The sequence below is a fragment of the Duodenibacillus massiliensis genome, assembly GCF_928721995.1.
GTDB lineage: Bacteria > Pseudomonadota > Gammaproteobacteria > Burkholderiales > Burkholderiaceae_F > Duodenibacillus > Duodenibacillus massiliensis.
In genome coordinates this window covers 73,623-90,180 of record NZ_OV788642.1, presented here as the reverse complement: position 1 = coordinate 90,180, position 16,558 = coordinate 73,623, and the positions used below count along the sequence as shown (strand labels likewise).

Here is a 16,558-nt window from a genome sequence, read left to right as displayed (position 1 = left end):
GGCCGCCGGCCAAAGGCACCTCGCGCTGAAGCGCCTCAATAAGCATCAGTGAATCGTGATGAGCTTGCGTTCATCCTGGTTCAGAACCGCAGTACGCGGCACATAAACCTTGAGAACACCGTCCTCAAAATTAGCCTTGCATTCACCCTCACGGACTTCCTTACCCACATAAAAACTGCGCGAGCACGAACCCATCGAGCGCTCCTGGCGCACGTAACGGCCTTTGGCATCTTTCGTCGAAGAGTCAACCTTCTTTTCGGCCGAGACGGTGAGATACCCGTTCTTCAATTCTGCCGTGACCTCTTCTTTCTTGAAACCGGGCAGATCGACGTCGAACTCATAAGCCTGATCCGTTTCGCGGATATCAGTCTTCATCAGGCGCTCACTGTTGCGTCCGAACACAGCCGGAAACTGAACGCGGTTGTCAAAGGGATCAAAGACACCGAAAACGTCATTATCAAAAAGACGCGGAAGCATCGAAGCCATTTTTTCTTTCTCCAAAATCCTGCGCTAGGGCAACCCGCCGGATAACCACACCGACCGGCTGCCGGGCGCTTCTCAAACCCTGAGGACTTCCGGAACTCCTGCGGAACTCCGTCATCCATCGATACACCCTATCTCGGGACACCTGTGTCAATACAACATAAGAACAAGTACGCTCTTGAAAAAAGGCCCTGCAAAACCGATATGGCTGTTTTCTCGCTGCCGGCATCCTCAACTTTTCTCAGTGACGGCGCAGAAAATGAGAATCACTCCCAGGCGGGATATACTCGCGCTCAACAAAGAACGTTTTCTGCGCCATGCGCCGATTTTTTGACTACGCGTTTATTCCGGCAGCTCTTTTTATTCTGTGGCTTTACACCACCACGGAAGGGTTTGTGGCGCCCATACTGCTGCCCTCGCCCTCATCAGTGGCCGCCCGCTTTGCCGAACTCATCGGTAACGGGGAACTGCTGCACCACATCGGCGCAAGCGCCTTTCGTACGATGACGGGCTTTCTTCTCGCGGCCTCTCTCGGCATCAGCCTCGGGGTGCTCTGTGCCAAAAGCCCGAAGGCCTCGCGCCTGACGCGCTTTCTCATAGAAGCGCTCAGGGTAACGCCGCCCTTATCGCTGATTCCGCTTCTGATTTTGTGGCTCGGGATTGAAGAAGCCCCCAAAATCGCGATCGTCTTTCTTTCGGGATTTTTCCCAATCTACATGAATGCGGCAACGGCTGTTGCGGGGGTTGATCCCAAGCTCATTGAAGCGGCCCGTACACTCAAATTCACCGGGCGCGAGCTCTTTTTTAAGCTCACGCTCCCTGCGGCCCTGCCCGGGATCGTCACGGGCCTGAGGCTCGGTTTCGGCTACTGCTGGAGAGCGCTTGTCGGAGCTGAACTCATTGCCGCAAGTTCCGGCCTCGGGTTTCTTATCAGCGAGTCCGGGGAATTTGCCAAAACAGACGCTGTCTTCGTCGGAATCATTACGATTGTGGTGCTCGGCATTGCCGCGGACGCCCTGCTGAGAGCGCTTTTAAAGCGCGTGACGCCAGCCTCAGCTACGGAGGTGCAGCGTGTTTGAGATTGTCTGCTCGCAGCTCACCAAAACATTTGTGTCGGCAAGCGGCACCGTCACACCGGCCCGTGATCTGTCGCTTAGCTTTGCCGCCGGCGCGATTTCTGCGGTGATCGGCGAAAGCGGCTGCGGAAAAACGACGCTTCTGAGAATGATCGCGGGGCTCGAAAAGCCGGAAAGCGGCACCGTGACTTTTAAGGGCGAAAGAAAAACACCCTCGCTATCCGTTGTCTTTCAGGAGCCGCGTCTTTTTCCGTGGCTTACCGTGGAAGAAAACATTGCACTTGCGGTAAGACACGAGCCGCATTCCGTTCAGAAGGAAAAAACCGGCCGCATGCTTGAGATGATCGGGCTCACGCAAAGCGCAAGGGCTAAGCCCCGGGAGCTCTCTGGCGGCATGGCCCAGCGCGTGTCGCTAGCGCGCGCACTGGTCTCAGAACCCGACATTCTTTTGATGGACGAGGCCTTCAGTGCCTTAGACGCCCTCACCCGCACGCGCGTTCGCAATGAATTTATCCGCCTCTGGCAGGCGCACCCCATGACCGTGGTGCTTGTGACGCACGATGTATTGGAAGCAACGCTTCTGGCCTCACACATCACCCGGCTTTCCGAAGGCCGTGCGATAACGGCCTATCCCGTCTCCTTTTCTTATCCGAGAAACCTCGCCACACCGGGGCTCTCGGCCTTAAGCGAATCGATTCTCAACGATTTTTTTACTGATGAAGGACCAACCAAAAATGAAACTTAAAACCACCGTTATTGCACTTTCCGCACTTTTTGCAGGCGCTGCCTGCGCCGCAACGGGCGGCATGCCCGAGGTGCTTGACGTTGTTTACGTCAAAGCCCCCTTTAACCTTCAGAACATGGTGATGAAGGATCAGAAGATGCTTGAAAAGGCCTTTGCGCCTTACGGCACCGAAGTGAAGTGGCACGACATCAACTCGGGCGCCCAGCAGGCGCAGGCCATGGCCGCAGGCGCCATTGACATTTCCGCCGTGATGAATACGGCGTCGCTGCTGATGGCTAACGGTGCCGGCAACCCCGTCGTGATCATTAACGGTGTTTCACACCCGGCCGACACCTTTGCGATCGTCTCCGCCAAGGGTAAGCCCCTGACCGTGAAGGAACTCAAGGGTAAAAAGATTGCCGGCCCCCGCGGCACGGTACTGCACCAGCTCATGGTCGCGGCGCTTAAAAGCGAAGGTTTGAGCGCCAAGGACGTGGAATTCGTTTCGATGGGGATCCCCGCGGCGCTCTCCGCGGTCGTAAGCGGCAACGCTGACGCCGCGCTTCTTGCCGCAAGCGCTGTCATTAAGGCCGAGGAAGCCGGCTGCAAGGTGGTGACGACCGCCAAGGACCTCGTCAATGTCAACCTCGTTGTGACCGCAAGCCAGCCCTTTGCCCGGCAATTCCCGAACGCCGTGAAGCTCACCGTAAAGACGCAGCGCGCTGCGCTTGACTGGATCAACAAGAACTGGGACAAGGCCGTGGCGCTCGGCGCCAAGGAGCACGGCATTTCTCTTGAAGACGCCAAAAAGCTCGCACAGTGGTCCAACTACTACAACACCGTGACGACAACGGATGTCAAGGGCCTTGCGCTTGATCAGGACTTTCTCGTTGAAAACGGCATGATGCAGAAAAAGGTGGATGTCAAGAGCCTTGTCTGGCCGACCGCGAAGGAATAATCCGCTCTTTTCAGGAAGTTAAACACCCCGGCAGACACTGCGCCTGCCGGGGCGTTTTTATGGATAATTCAGGCCTCGCTTACACGGGTGTCGTCGGAATCACCACCATCTTGCTGCTGACTTCGGAGACTCTCTGAGCCATTGAACCATACGGGCCAACCGTCAACCATCCACAATGAGGGGGTTTCACAGAATTTCCCGCAGGAAGCCCGGGGCTTGAGCCCCGGGAGGAATGCGGGAAATTCTGTGAAGTACTCCGTTTTTCAGGAATGCAAAGCGGTATTTGCGGCGAAATATGCGCCGCTGCTGCCCACCGAAGCAGAAATCAGTGCTCTTATCTGACGCCGCCCAAACCGAAAGCCGGCCCTGATTGTCCGCAGGATGTCACGACGGCCAGATCTGCTGTTCAAAGATTTGCCACACGCGTGCAGCAAATCTCCAAAACACAAAAAAACAGCGCCAGATCAATAACCTGAGGACACACACCATCCAAAAGACAGTTTTCAGATATCACAGGCCGGCTCGAGGTTCTGACAACTTTCTCCGCCCCGCCCACAATTTTTTGGAATTGGCTAATATGCCGCCCGTCAACCACGGTCCCCGTGTGCAGGTACTCACAGAAGATATGACCGAAAACCTCAAGCCGATTGAAAACATCGCCGTCATCGGACTCGGCGCCCTGGGCATCATGTACGGAGACTTCTTCGTGCAAGCGCTCGGCACCGACAAAGTCACGTTTCTCGCGGACGCCGTGCGCACCGCGCGTTACCGCACGACAGAAGTCACCTGTAACGGTCATATCTGCCCGTTTCGCTACGAAACGCCTGCTGAATACAAGGCCGCACAGTGCTGGGCCGATCTCGTGATCTTTGCCGTCAAGGGCGGCGCACTGAAAGACGCCTTGAGAACTGCCGACCCGGTGATCGGCCCCGAAACCGTCGTGCTTTCCGTTTTAAACGGCATCACCTCCGAAGACATCATTGAAAAGCACCTGCAGGGCCGCGGTGTTGTTATCCGGTCGGTGGCGCAGGCCATGGACGCCCTGCGTGAAGGCCGCCACGTGCGCTTAAGCTCCTTCGGAGAACTGCGAATCGGCATTGATAAGGAGACGCCCGCCAAACGCACGGCGCTCTCGCGCCTCGAACAGCTTTTTAACGAAACGGGGCTGCCCTATAAGACGGAGTCCGACATCGTACGTCGCCTTTACAGCAAGTGGATGCTTAACTGCGGCGTCAATCAAACCGTGGCCGTTGTGAAAGGCACTTTTGCCGACGTGCAAAAGCCCGGCGCCGCACGCGACATGATGAAGGCCGCGATGCGCGAAGTGATTGCCGTTGCCAATAAAAACGGCGTCAATCTCACCGAAGACGACTTAAACGAATATGTCGCCATCATCGACACGCTGATGCCTGACGGGATGCCCTCGATGCGTCAGGACACGCTCGCGAAACGCCCCACGGAAGTCGACCTTTTTGCCGGGACCGTCATCGAAAAGGCCAAAGCCGCCGGGATTGAAGTGCCTGTCAACACGGCGCTTTACGAAAAAATCAAGGCTATCGAAGCCGCGTACTGAGGCAGCTTCTGACGAAAAAGCCCGGACTGTAACGGTAACCGGGCTTTTTTGTGTGCGCCTCTGATGGCAACATTACTTCACGGGATTCTGATCCGCAAGCGTTCGGTTGGCCGCCGGCTGCACGGCGTTTGTCGCCACCTTTTCAATCGGAAACAGAGCGCTTCCCGTGCGGATCCAGAGCGTGAGACACAAAAGAGCCGAAACCGTCACCAGGCCCGAACCCACAAAGGTGACCGGGTGAAAACCGAAACTGCCGGAAATCATGCTCCCCAAAAATGCGCCGCCGCCGATCCCGATATTGAAAATTCCGGAGAAAAGCGACGTTGCAATGTCGGCGGCGTCGGGCGCAACATTAAGGACAATTGTCTGAAACGCAAGACTCACCGCCGTAACCGCCGCACCCCAGACAATGCAGAGCGTGAGTATTGACGGCAGCGTCGCGCAGGCCGGGTAAATCAACAGAAGGCTCACAGCCGTGAGAACAAGCGGCAGTGTCAGCGCCCCGGAAATGTGTTTGTCAACGACCTTCGTTGCCGTAAAGGCGCCGATAATCCCGGAAATTCCGAAGACAAAAAGCACCGTCACAACGTCGGTGGGGGAAAAGCCCCCGTCAGCCTGCAGAATCGGCGCAATGTAGCTGTAGGCCGTAAAGTGTCCGAGTTCCGTGACAGCCGTGAGGAAATAAAGCTGCAGGAGGGCCGGGCGCTTGAGGATCACCGGAAGGCTCTTTAACGACCCCGCGCTTGTTGCCGGGCAAGGCGGCAGCACGAGCCAGATCATGACGAGCACGCAAAGCGCCACCGCGCCGATCACGGCAAAAGCTTCCTGCCAGCCGAAAAGCTGCCCGAGCTTGGTGCCGATCGGCAGCCCCATCACAGTTGCCACGATCGTTCCGCCCATCACGCACGCAAGCCCCAGCGCCCGCTTTCCCTTCGGAGCCATGCGTGCCGCCAAGGGCGTCATGATGGACCAGAAGATGGAGTGGCACAGGGCCACGCAGATGCGCGCAGCCAAAAGCGACCCGAAGCTTGCGACCCAGAGCACCGCGATGTGGCTTAAGGCAAAGCAGAGAATCAGGCACAAAAGAAGCTTTCGGCGCTCAAACTGGGCCGTAAGAATTGTCAAAGGCAGCGACATGATGGCCACCACCCAGGCGTAGCCCGTGATCACGAGGCCCGTAAACGACACGGTCTCCCCGAGGCTTGCCGCCATATCCGGCAGTAGCCCCACCGGCAGAAACTCCGAGGTGTTGAAGACAAAGGCGGCAAAGGCCAGGCCCAGAATCGGAAGCCAGGACGTGACTTCAAGGCGGTGTGCGGACGCGGTCTGCATGGCAAAAACTTCTGCCCTATCAGGCTCATGAAAAAGGGAGCCTGATTTTAGACCGCGCCGCAAGCTGCTGAGTCGGTACAAAACCCGAAAAAAGACGGGGACTACCCTTGAGAAAAAGTGCAGAGACACGCTTCCCAAAGAGAAAGTCCTGCCGTTTTTTCCAGTTTATTTCGCCGTAAAGCGGATGTCGGCCGGAGCGCCGGACCGGGTCTTATCCCCGGCCTTCACGTTACGGAAGGCGTTTTCCGCAGCGCCCCCGTCAGCGACAGCCTTATGAACAAGCTTCTTTTGCTCGGCCAATGCGGCCTTGTCCCCCGTCAGAACAACGTCAAAACGGGCGTCCGCCTCGATGGCGTTCACTGTCGCCCCACCGTTAAATCCGGAAATCACAGCCGTTGGCACGGCCTTCTCAATATTGAGAATTCCACGGGCTGGGGCGTGCAGGGCATTGGTCTGCCCGTAGCTGCCGTTACTGTGTCCGCCCGGGCCGATCACGGAAACCGAGAGGGTTTCGGTGGCGGCCGTTGCAGTAAGGCTCACCGCGGCAACAGCTGCCGCAGCAAACAAAGTCTTCATGCTGCCCGATGACCCAAGAGAAAAGTACAGCCGGGCCGTGGTCTACAAGATTAACCAGAAGAAAATGACGGTTGGACAAGTTTGGCAGTACGGCGAAGAGCGCTGCAGCGACTGGTACAGCCCGGTGACGTCGCTCACCGAATACCAGGCCGATAAAGACACGATCGTCGTATACGCGGCCTTTGCAGGCGCCCCGCGTGACGAAAAGACCGGCAAGTCAAAGGGCCGTCCCAACCCCTGCCTGGAAGAATTCCGCTGGGACGAGACGACACCGGCCGTGGAAATCCGTCTCAAAAACACGATGGGCTATCAGGCCTTCCCAGTGAGCCTCAAAAAATCTTCACAGGAAAATAACGGGAACCTTTACGCCGGATCGTCAAAGAGATCCGGCGTAAGCGACGGCTCTTCGGGATTGGCAACGGTGAGTCCCAGAAGCCGGATTCCCCGGCGCGGCAGTTCGATGTGCGACAAAAGCGCAGCGGCTGCCGCTTTCATTTCGGCTGCGTCCGTCCAGGGCGTTGTCTGAGAGACGCTGCGCGTCACAGTCACAAAGTTATGAAACCTGACTTTGAGCGTGAGCGTCAGCCCCCTGAAGTCTCTGAGGCTGATGCGGCGCTCCAGGTCCTGCGCAACAGCGTCCAGCCGCGCGAGGATTTCGGTTATGTCAGAGACATCCATGTCAAAGGTTTCTTCGCATCCGACACTTTTGCGAATTCTCTCGGCAACGACAGGCCGGTTATCTATCCCGCGGACAAACTCATAGTAGGTCTGACCGGCTTTACCAAATTCCCGCAGCAGATCCGCAAGCGGCACCGCACGCACGTCTTTGGCGGTTACCAATCCCATCGCATGCATGCGCTTTGCTGTAACAGGCCCCACGCCCCAAAGGTGCTCGACTTTCAGGTGGTCGATAAAGGTGAGCGCCTGGTCCGGATGGATCGTGCAGAGGCCGTCGGGCTTTCGCCAGTCACTTGCGACCTTCGCCAGGAACTTGTTGTAGGAGACGCCGGCACTTGCCACAAGGTTAAGTTCCGTGCGGATGGCTTTCTTAATTTCCTTAGCCACTTCCACACCAAGGATGATACCTTTCTTGTTGTGGGTGACGTCTAAGAATGCCTCATCGATACTGATGGGCTCAATGAGATCGGTATAGCGGGCAAAGATTGCATGGATCTCTCGGGAAACGGCCTTGTAGTGGTCCATGCGGTTATTAACGAAGATGAGGTCCGGACAGAGATCCTTGGCGCAGCGTGAAGGCATCGCACTGTGCACGCCGAAGGCTCTGGCCTCATAGCTTGCGGTGGCTACGACGCCGCGTCCGTCAGCGTGACCCACCGCCACCGGCTTACCGCGCAGTGTGGGATTGTCGCGTTGCTCAACGGACGCATAAAACGCATCCATGTCGATGTGCAGAATCCGGCGGTACTCCATTGCAGGCTGAACGAAAAAAGACTGACTATAAATGATAGCGCACGACGGCATCAAAGCTTTCAGGCAAAGAAAAACCCCCGAGATCGTTTTGATCCCGAGGGTTTTAAATGGTAAAGCCCGGCAGTGTCCTACTTTCACTGGAAATACAACCAACTATCATCGGCCCAGAAGCGTTTCACTGTCCTGTTCGGAATGGGAAGGAGTGGTACCGCCACGGTATGGCCGCCGGGCAAAGCCTGTTGTCTCAGAAGTTCATCAATTGAACTCCCGTGACGAAGTCTTTGCAAAAAGAAGTAAGCGTCGGAACGCGATTATTTGCATTCACTGCGCTTCAAAATCCATTGTCCGTTTCTCAACTGCCTTACATTAGGCTAGGCAGCACGGTTATAGGATCAAGCCTCACGAGCAATTAGTATCAGTCAGCTCAACGCCTCACAGCGCTTGCACTCCTGACCTATCAACGTCCTGGTCTCGAACGACTCTTCTGGGAGGTCTAGCCTCCGGGAAGACTTATCTTCAGGCAAGTTTCCCGCTTAGATGCTTTCAGCGGTTATCTCTTCCGCACATAGCTACCCGGCTGTGCCACTGGCGTGACAACCGGTACACCAGAGGTGCGTCCACTCCGGTCCTCTCGTACTAGGAGCAGCCCCCGTCAATCTTCCAGCGCCCGCGGCAGATAGGGACCAAACTGTCTCACGACGTTTTAAACCCAGCTCACGTACCTCTTTAAATGGCGAACAGCCATACCCTTGGGACCGGCTACAGCCCCAGGATGAGATGAGCCGACATCGAGGTGCCAAACACCGCCGTCGATATGAACTCTTGGGCGGTATCAGCCTGTTATCCCCAGAGTACCTTTTATCCGTTGAGCGATGGCCCTTCCATTCAGTGCCACCGGATCACTATGACCTGCTTTCGCATCTGCTCGACTTGTCGGTCTCGCAGTCAAGCACGCTTGCGCCATTGCACTATCAGCACGATTTCCGACCGTACCTAGCGTACCTTTGTACTCCTCCGTTACCCTTTAGGAGGAGACCGCCCCAGTCAAACTGCCTACCATGCACGGTCCCGGAACAGGTTTACTGTCCGCGGTTAGAACCTCAAACAAATCAGGGCGGTATTTCAACGTCGGCTCCCCAAAGACTGGCGTCCTCGGTTCTCTGCCTCCCGCCTATCCTACACAGATCGGTTCAAAGTCCAATGCAAAGCTGCAGTAAAGGTTCATGGGGTCTTTCCGTCTAGCCGCGGGGAGATTGCATCATCACAAACATTTCAACTTCACTGAGTCTCGGGAGGAGACAGTGTGGCCATCATTATGCCATTCGTGCAGGTCGGAACTTACCCGACAAGGAATTTCGCTACCTTAGGACCGTTATAGTTACGGCCGCCGTTTACCGGGACTTCGATCAGGAGCTCTCACCCCATCACTTAATCTTCCGGCACCGGGCAGGCATCACACCCTATACGTCGACTTTCGTCTTTGCAGAGTGCTGTGTTTTTAGTAAACAGTTGCAGCCACCTATTCTCTGTGACCTCTTCATGCTCGGAGTGTTTCACTCTTCACACTACAAAGGCACACCTTATCCCAAAGTTACGGTGTCAATTTGCCGAGTTCCTTCTCCCGAGTTCTCTCAAGCGCCTGAGTATATTCAACTCGCCCACCTGTGTCGGTTTACGGTACGGTCGACATTAAGCTATAGCTTAGAGGCTTTTCCTGGAAGTTCATCCCATCACTTCGCTTCTAAATGAAGCTCGATGCTTTGTCTCGGAGATTCGCCGGCGGATTTGCCTGCCGGCCTCCTACACGCACAAACCGGGACATCCAACACCCGGATGATGCTCAAAACTCCGTCCCCCCTTCGCACTTAACGTCGGTGCAGAAATCTTAATCTGCTTCCCATCAGCTACGCTTCTCAGCCTGGCCTTAGGGGCCGACTCACCCTGCTCCGATGAACGTAGAGCAGGAAACCTTGGGCTTACGGCGAGCGGGCTTTTCACCCGCTTTATCGTTACTCATGTCAGCATTCGCACTTCTGATACCTCCGGCATGCGTTACCACACACCTTCGCAGGCTTACAGAACGCTCCCCTACCACTTGCACTTGCGTGCAAATCCGCGCTTTCGGTTACAGACTTAGCCCCGTTACATCTTCCGCGCATGAGGACTCGATCAGTGAGCTATTACGCTTTCTTTGAAGGATGGCTGCTTCTAAGCCAACTTCCTGACTGTCTTAGCCTTCACACTTCGTTTTCCACTTAGCCTGTATTTGGGACCTTAAACGGCGGTCTGGGTTGTTTCCCTTTTGAGTCCGGACGTTAGCACCCGGTGCTCTGTCTCCCGTGATTCAACTTCCGGGTATTCGGAGTTTGCCATGGTTTGGTAAGACGCCATGTCCCCCTAGCCATAACAGTGCTCTACCCCCCGGAGTCAGTCACGAGGCACTACCTCAATAGTTTTCGGGGAGAACCAGCTATCTCCAGATTTGTTAAGCCTTTCACCCCTAACCACAGCTCATCCGCCGGTTTTGCAACACCGGTCGGTTCGGTCCTCCAGTGTGTGTTACCACACCTTCAACCTGGCCATGGTTAGCTCATCTGGTTTCGGGTCTACGCCTTACGACTCTATCGCTCTGTTCGAACTCGCTTTCGCTGCGCCTCCCCTACTCGGTTAAGCTTGCCGCAAAACGTAAGTCGCTGACCCATTATGCAAAAGGTACGCAGTCACCCCGTAGGGCTCCTACTGTTTGTATGTATGCGGTTTCAGGTTCTATTTCACTCCCCTCCCGGGGTTCTTTTCGCCTTTCCTTCACAGTACTGGTTCGCTATCGGTCGATCATGAGTATTTAGCCTTGGAGGATGGTCCCCCCGTCTTCGGACAGGATGTCACGTGTCCCGCCCTACTTATCGTCTCCTTAGTACCATGCACCGGACTTCGCATACGGGGCTGTCACCCACTGTGGCCGGCCTTTCCAGACCGTTCTGCTGTCACCATGCATTATCAAAGACTAGGCTACTGCAGTTTCGCTCGCCGCTACTGCCGCAATCTCGGTTGATTTCTTTTCCTGCAGTTACTTAGATGTTTCAGTTCACTGCGTTCGCTTCACAAACCTATGTATTCAGTTTGTGATACCGGTTACCCGGTGAGTTTCCTCATTCGGACATCTGCGGATCAAAGTCTTTTTGCCGACTCCCCGCAGCTTTTCGCAGGCTTACACGTCCTTCATCGCCTATGATCGCCAAGGCATCCACCACATACACTTAGTCACTTGATCCTATAACCCTGCAGCCTTTTGCCCGCAGAGTATTCACGTGACTGATTTCGTAACGTGCTGTTCTCTTGGTTTAATCGTTGAGATTCTCGTTCAATGAAGATTTGAAACTCAGTTCAAATGCAATCACATCCCGTTTCAGCGTCTCATCAACACTGAAATTGAACGCTTTACTTCTTTTTCCAAATTTTTAAAGAGCTTCATGCTCAATCTGTTCACAGAACAAACTGATAAGTGTGGGAACTTCCTTCTTGTGCTGCAGCTTCCCTTTCGGAAACTTTCTCTAGAAAGGAGGTGATCCAGTCGCACCTTCCGGTACGACTACCTTGTTACGACTTCACCCCAGTCATGAAACCCACCGTGGGCGCCGCCTTCCTTGCGGTTGGGCAAACGTCTTCTGGTGAACCCCACTCCCATGGTGTGACGGGCGGTGTGTACAAGACCCGGGAACGTATTCACCGCGGCATGCTGATCCGCGATTACTAGCGATTCCGACTTCATGCAGTCGAGTTGCAGACTGCAATCCGGACTACGATCGGTTTTCTGGGATTGGCTTCACCTCGCGGCTTCGCTGCCCTCTGTTCCGACCATTGTATGACGTGTGAGGCCCCAGCCATAAGGGCCATGAGGACTTGACGTCATCCCCACCTTCCTCCGGTTTGTCACCGGCAGTCTCATCAGAGTGCCCTTTCGTAGCAACTGATGACAAGGGTTGCGCTCGTTGCGGGACTTAACCCAACATCTCACGACACGAGCTGACGACAGCCATGCAGCACCTGTGCTCAGGTTCCCTTGCGGGCACTGCCTCATCTCCGAAGCATTCCTGACATGTCAAGGCTGGGTAAGGTTTTTCGCGTTGCATCGAATTAATCCACATCATCCACCGCTTGTGCGGGTCCCCGTCAATTCCTTTGAGTTTTAATCTTGCGACCGTACTCCCCAGGCGGTCTGCTTCACGCGTTGGCTTCGTTACTGAGAATTAAATTCCCAACAACCAGCAGACATCGTTTAGGGCGTGGACTACCAGGGTATCTAATCCTGTTTGCTCCCCACGCTTTCGTGCATGAGCGTCAGTTGCGTCCCAGGGGGCTGCCTTCGCCATCGGTGTTCTTCCACATATCTACGCATTTCACTGCTACACGTGGAATTCCACCCCCCTCTGACGCACTCCAGTCGGACAGTCACAAATGCAGTTCCCAGGTTAAGCCCGGGGATTTCACATCTGTCTTACCCAACCGCCTGCGCACGCTTTACGCCCAGTAATTCCGATTAACGCTCGCACCCTACGTATTACCGCGGCTGCTGGCACGTAGTTAGCCGGTGCTTATTCTTCAGGTACCGTCAGCACTCCGGCATATTACTCCGGAGCTTTTCGTCCCTGACAAAAGCGGTTTACAACCCGAAGGCCTTCTTCCCGCACGCGGCATGGCTGGATCAGGGTTGCCCCCATTGTCCAAAATTCCCCACTGCTGCCTCCCGTAGGAGTCTGGACCGTGTCTCAGTTCCAGTGTGGCTGGTCGTCCTCTCAGACCAGCTATTGATCGTCGCCTTGGTGAGCCTTTACCTCCCCAACTAGCTAATCAATCATCGGCCGCTCCGTCTGCGCCGGGCCTTGCGGTCCCCGGCTTTCACCCTCAGGTCTTATGCGGTATTAGCCATCCTTTCGGACGGTTGTCCCCCACAAACGGACACGTTCCGATGTATTACTCACCCGTTCGCCACTCGCCATCAGAGAGCAAGCTCTCCATGCTGCCGTTCGACTTGCATGTGTAAGGCATGCCGCCAGCGTTCAATCTGAGCCAGGATCAAACTCTTCACTTGAATCCTGCTTTTTGGTCGTACTCAAATCACTCGCAGAAACTGACTGAGATAAATCTCAATCATTTCTTTGGCTTAAAGTCTGAGTACTTCCGATTTTTTTTGCGTTTCCACGAAGAAACTGCATTTTTCAGAAGCACCCACACTTATCGGTTCGTCTGTTTCAGATTTTTAAAGAGCGTTTGTTGCCGTTTCGTCGGCGACAAGGTTGCGTATATTACACAACCGTTTTTCGTTTTGCAAGTCCGTCGGAAATTTTTTTTGTTTTCGTCCGGCTTTGCGCCTTCGTCTTAACGGCGAAGGGTGCGCATTATGAGAGCCTTTTCCGATCTTGTCAATAGCTGCCCGGAAAAAATTTTGCCCGCGGATTTGTTTGTCCGCGGGCGGCAGATTTTCTCAGGTGTCCCTACTCTTAGTGGCGCTTTTCTTCACCGATCAGATGCAGACTGTCGCAGCGGCTCTGGTTGCGGCGGTGCTTGATGATGACAAGACACATACTCACCGCGACAAACACACCGAAGACAATCATCGTCATGGGCGTGGACATATCAAGCTTAATAAGGAGCGCGTAGATGCCGAGCATCACGAGAATCGAAAGGTTCTCGTTAAAGTTCTGCACGGCAATTGAGCGTCCCGCACTCATCAGAACGTGCCCACGGTGCTGCAGCAGTGCGTTCATCGGCACCACAAAGTACCCTGCGCAGATTCCGACCAACACCATCATGAAGCAGGCCACAACCACCGCCCAGCGGATCGACCAGCCGAAAACCGAGAATTCCCCCGGCACGAGCGAAGCGTGGTAGTAACTCATCGAAGCCACCAAAAGCCCCATGATGATTCCCATCGGAAGCACGTTTAAAGACTTCTTTAAGGGAACCGTGGCTGCCGCAAGCACGGCACCGATCGCAATTCCAACGGACACAACGGCCTGAAGTACGGCTGCCTGCGAGAGGTTCATCCCGAGCGCGTGATCAGCCCACTTAAGCACCAGAAACTGCAGGACGGCCCCCGCGCCCCAGAAAAGCGTCGTGACAGAAAGCGAAATCTGCCCCAACGGATCCTTCCAGAGAAGGGAGTTAGCACCGGAAAAGAAGTTTCTGAGCACAGCCCCCGGACGGAAAGACTGCCGAGGATAGCGCGCTCCCGTGTCGGGAATCGCGAGGTTAACGGCAGCCGCAGCCGCATAAATAAAGACAATCATTGCAATCGCGGCTTCGGCGTGGTTGGTCACACCGAAAAACTCCAAGTGAAAGACCCGCATCAGCGTGTCGGCCACGTCCGGATGCACCAATACGCCCCCGAGGACGACACCCAGAATGATGCTCACGACCGTAAGTCCCTCAATCCAGCCGTTCGCAATCACAAGTTTTTCAGCAGGCAGCAGCTCCGTGAGAATCCCGTACTTTGCGGGTGAATACGCCGCCGCACCGATTCCCACGACCGCGTAGGAAATCAGGGGATGCGACCCAAAGAGCATCAAAAGACAGCCGCCCACCTTCACGGCATTGGTGATGAACATCACGTGCCCTTTAGGCATGAGGTCGGCAAAAAGCCCCACCCAGGCAGCCAAAAGAATGTAGCTGATCACAAAGAAGAGCTTTAAAAGCGGCGTCATCCACTCCGGCGCCGACAGGCTTGTCAGCAGTGCGATGGCTGCGATAAGAAGTGCGTTGTCTGCCAGGCTCGACAGAAACTGTGCGCACATGATCGTATAAAAGCCGCGTTTCATAGAAATTCCGCGAGGAAACCCGCGTCTTCAGACGCGGGAGGAATCGCGGCCCTCCTTTCTCAGTTCAGTTAAAAACATCTTTCGCTTCTCAAGAAGCGAAAGATTCTTGTAGGAAATACCGGCAGAAATCTTTGTACCGTCCAGACGGCGCACATCGAATGCACCCGAGGAGCGTCTGCCAAAAATAAAGCCGACTTCCCCTTTGCACAGCACCTTGTCAAAGAGCCTGAAGCCGTGCACTAGGTACGGAGCCTGATGGCGCTTGCGCACACCGCCTTTGAGAATCGTCAGCTTGTGGATCTGGCGATTGTGGCGGCGCATCTGTTTCTGAAACAGGTATTCGCCCCGACGTTTTGCGTCGAGGACGCCGGCAATGCAGAAAGCGTCCGCACAATGCGTCTTCGGCAAGCCCTCGACGATGCGCTTGTGTTTGGTCAGATATCCGTAGGTATTCGTGACAGGCAATTCGGGATGGCGCTCGCGCAGGCGGTTGAGCACCGTCCAACGCATGAGGCCCATGAAAGTCTCTGCCCTGAAAGAAGCGCCGCGCCGGGGACTGAACTGCTTCAACTTGCCTGCGTGATACGCCTTGTGGCACGCCTCGCACAGCGTGATGAGGTTGCCCGGCGCGTCGCCTCCCGTTTTCCGACTCTCAATGTGATGCACGTTGAGAATCAGATCTTTCGATCTGCCTTTGCAGGCTTGGCAAACGTGACCGTCGCGGAACAGCACATATTCGCGCACGTTCCAAAAGCCAAGCTGCTCGCCCTGCTGATAGCCTTCGCCTTCAATCTCCGGGTTTTTGATCTTCTGAATGTCGAAGGATGCGGTTTCAATCACGATTTTGGTGATCGGAAGCACTCGGCAAACCGCTTCAATGCGCGATATGTGCGCCTGAATGCGGTTCTCCACGGACGGCGCAAGCCAGCCCTTGTGCTTCGATCGAACGCGATTGTCAAAACGCGGCGCACGGCAGCGGGTCTTGCGGTTGCGTCGGGCGCGGCGAAGTGCCAAGCGATCCGAGAGCAAGCCCGTCACGTCCTGCCGCAGTTCGACCTCGGAAGCCAACAACTCTTCCTTGGCGGTCGTTGCGCTCAGGCCGACGTGCTTGTAGCCCGCATCCACACCCAAGGTGATCGGCTGCTTAGTTTCGCCCGTCGGCACCGTCAGTTGAATCGCAAAGGGCGTTCGGCGCACAGGCACGGCCTTCCCGGCCCGAAGCAGCTTACGCGCCTTGGGCGGGGAGCACGGCATGAGCGGTTGCCCGCGCATATTCAACACAAAAACTTTCAAAGTGTTCTCCATTGACGGATACCTCACGGGCTCCGTCTGCTCGACCTTGCGGTCGGTGCTGATCCTTCGCCAATGTTGGAAGGGGTTTGTTGTCTGAAGCACCGCTCCTACCTCTCAGAGCTTTTAACCGCAGACCGCAGAGCGCGGGACTAGGATCGACATCCCGCGGTGCCTGTTTGCGTCCCGTCTTGCGACGGAACGGATTCCCAACCAACGGAGTCCGTCCGAAAACGGACTGAGGCTAGTCAACCAAGACTTGTTGCCAAGCCTCTGACTTCAGTCAGGGGTAGTTGACGG

General features: G+C 55.4%; 10 protein-coding genes, 3 rRNA genes and 1 pseudogene. 5 read left to right on the top strand and 9 right to left on the bottom strand.

The annotated features are described in order from the left end of the window. Positions 1 to 45 precede the first annotated feature (45 nt). The gene (locus NXF97_RS00375) at positions 46 to 486 is read right to left on the bottom strand and encodes an Hsp20/alpha crystallin family protein (protein ID WP_274956031.1); all 441 of its coding nucleotides are present in this window, start codon (positions 484 to 486) and stop codon (positions 46 to 48) included. A 314-nt stretch (positions 487 to 800) separates the two neighbouring features. Here NXF97_RS00375 and NXF97_RS00370 point away from each other — a divergent pair, with 314 nt between their 5' ends. The 4 genes from NXF97_RS00370 (at position 801) to NXF97_RS00355 (ending at position 4,814) form a co-directional block, all read left to right on the top strand. Next, on the top strand, positions 801 to 1,562 hold the full coding sequence (locus NXF97_RS00370) for an ABC transporter permease (protein ID WP_274956030.1): 762 nt from the start codon (positions 801 to 803) through the stop codon (positions 1,560 to 1,562). After that, complete coding sequence (locus tag NXF97_RS00365; protein ID WP_274956029.1) at positions 1,555 to 2,304, top strand: ABC transporter ATP-binding protein; 750 nt, start codon at positions 1,555 to 1,557, stop codon at positions 2,302 to 2,304. Before NXF97_RS00370 ends, NXF97_RS00365 begins: the two co-directional genes overlap by 8 nt. Next, a complete protein-coding gene (locus NXF97_RS00360; protein ID WP_274956028.1) occupies positions 2,294 to 3,241 on the top strand; it encodes an ABC transporter substrate-binding protein in 948 nt (315 codons plus the stop codon). Before NXF97_RS00365 ends, NXF97_RS00360 begins: the two co-directional genes overlap by 11 nt. Positions 3,242 to 3,818: 577 nt before the next feature. Then, on the top strand, positions 3,819 to 4,814 hold the full coding sequence (locus NXF97_RS00355) for a ketopantoate reductase family protein (protein WP_274956027.1): 996 nt from the start codon (positions 3,819 to 3,821) through the stop codon (positions 4,812 to 4,814). A gap of 72 nt (positions 4,815 to 4,886) precedes the next feature. Here the strand turns inward: NXF97_RS00355 and NXF97_RS00350 are convergent, their stop codons facing one another. After that, on the bottom strand, positions 4,887 to 6,146 hold the full coding sequence (locus tag NXF97_RS00350) for a sugar transporter (protein WP_274956026.1): 1,260 nt from the start codon (positions 6,144 to 6,146) through the stop codon (positions 4,887 to 4,889). Positions 6,147 to 6,311: 165 nt separating this feature from the next. After that, the gene (locus NXF97_RS00345) at positions 6,312 to 6,722 is read right to left on the bottom strand and encodes a peptidase M20 (protein ID WP_274956025.1); all 411 of its coding nucleotides are present in this window, start codon (positions 6,720 to 6,722) and stop codon (positions 6,312 to 6,314) included. Between NXF97_RS00345 and NXF97_RS00340 the strand changes: the two are divergent. Beyond that, a pseudogene (locus tag NXF97_RS00340) lies at positions 6,721 to 7,020 on the top strand (aryl-sulfate sulfotransferase); the annotation flags it as partial. The gene NXF97_RS00345 and the pseudogene NXF97_RS00340 sit on opposite strands and share 2 nt — an antisense overlap. Positions 7,021 to 7,085: 65 nt before the next feature. On the opposite strand, the gene dinB reads toward NXF97_RS00340, so the two are convergent. The 6 genes from dinB to iscB form a co-directional block, all read right to left on the bottom strand. After that, positions 7,086 to 8,153: a DNA polymerase IV gene (gene dinB / locus NXF97_RS00335; protein WP_274956024.1), complete on the bottom strand. Its 1,068-nt coding sequence runs from the start codon at positions 8,151 to 8,153 to the stop codon at positions 7,086 to 7,088. Positions 8,154 to 8,268: 115 nt separating this feature from the next. After that, a 5S ribosomal RNA gene (gene rrf / locus NXF97_RS00330) occupies positions 8,269 to 8,383 on the bottom strand. 158 nt (positions 8,384 to 8,541) lie between these two features. Beyond that, positions 8,542 to 11,424, bottom strand: a 23S ribosomal RNA gene (locus NXF97_RS00325). A gap of 284 nt (positions 11,425 to 11,708) precedes the next feature. Then, positions 11,709 to 13,242 (bottom strand): 16S ribosomal RNA (locus tag NXF97_RS00320). The 16S, 23S and 5S rRNA genes sit together here, the layout of an rRNA operon. 409 nt (positions 13,243 to 13,651) lie before the next feature. Then, the gene (lplT, locus tag NXF97_RS00315) at positions 13,652 to 14,968 is read right to left on the bottom strand and encodes a lysophospholipid transporter LplT (RefSeq protein ID WP_022372831.1); all 1,317 of its coding nucleotides are present in this window, start codon (positions 14,966 to 14,968) and stop codon (positions 13,652 to 13,654) included. A 27-nt stretch (positions 14,969 to 14,995) separates the two neighbouring features. Next, positions 14,996 to 16,273, bottom strand: a complete 1,278-nt coding sequence (gene iscB / locus NXF97_RS00310) for an RNA-guided endonuclease IscB (protein ID WP_274956023.1) — start codon at positions 16,271 to 16,273, stop codon at positions 14,996 to 14,998. Positions 16,274 to 16,558: the final 285 nt, after the last annotated feature.

Excerpts from the sequence above, each read along its gene's own strand:
- NXF97_RS00375 (WP_274956031.1), bottom strand. The coding sequence starts at position 486 with ATGGCTTCGATGCTTCCGCGTCTTTTTGATAATGACGTTTTCGGTGTC.
- NXF97_RS00370 (WP_274956030.1), top strand. The coding sequence starts at position 801 with ATGCGCCGATTTTTTGACTACGCGTTTATTCCGGCAGCTCTTTTTATT.
- NXF97_RS00360 (WP_274956028.1), top strand. The coding sequence starts at position 2,294 with ATGAAACTTAAAACCACCGTTATTGCACTTTCCGCACTTTTTGCAGGC.
- NXF97_RS00355 (WP_274956027.1), top strand. The coding sequence starts at position 3,819 with ATGCCGCCCGTCAACCACGGTCCCCGTGTGCAGGTACTCACAGAAGAT.
- NXF97_RS00350 (WP_274956026.1), bottom strand. The coding sequence starts at position 6,146 with ATGCAGACCGCGTCCGCACACCGCCTTGAAGTCACGTCCTGGCTTCCG.
- NXF97_RS00345 (WP_274956025.1), bottom strand. The coding sequence starts at position 6,722 with ATGAAGACTTTGTTTGCTGCGGCAGCTGTTGCCGCGGTGAGCCTTACT.
- dinB (WP_274956024.1), bottom strand. The coding sequence starts at position 8,153 with ATGGAGTACCGCCGGATTCTGCACATCGACATGGATGCGTTTTATGCG.
- lplT (WP_022372831.1), bottom strand. The coding sequence starts at position 14,968 with ATGAAACGCGGCTTTTATACGATCATGTGCGCACAGTTTCTGTCGAGC.
- iscB (WP_274956023.1), bottom strand. The coding sequence starts at position 16,273 with ATGGAGAACACTTTGAAAGTTTTTGTGTTGAATATGCGCGGGCAACCG.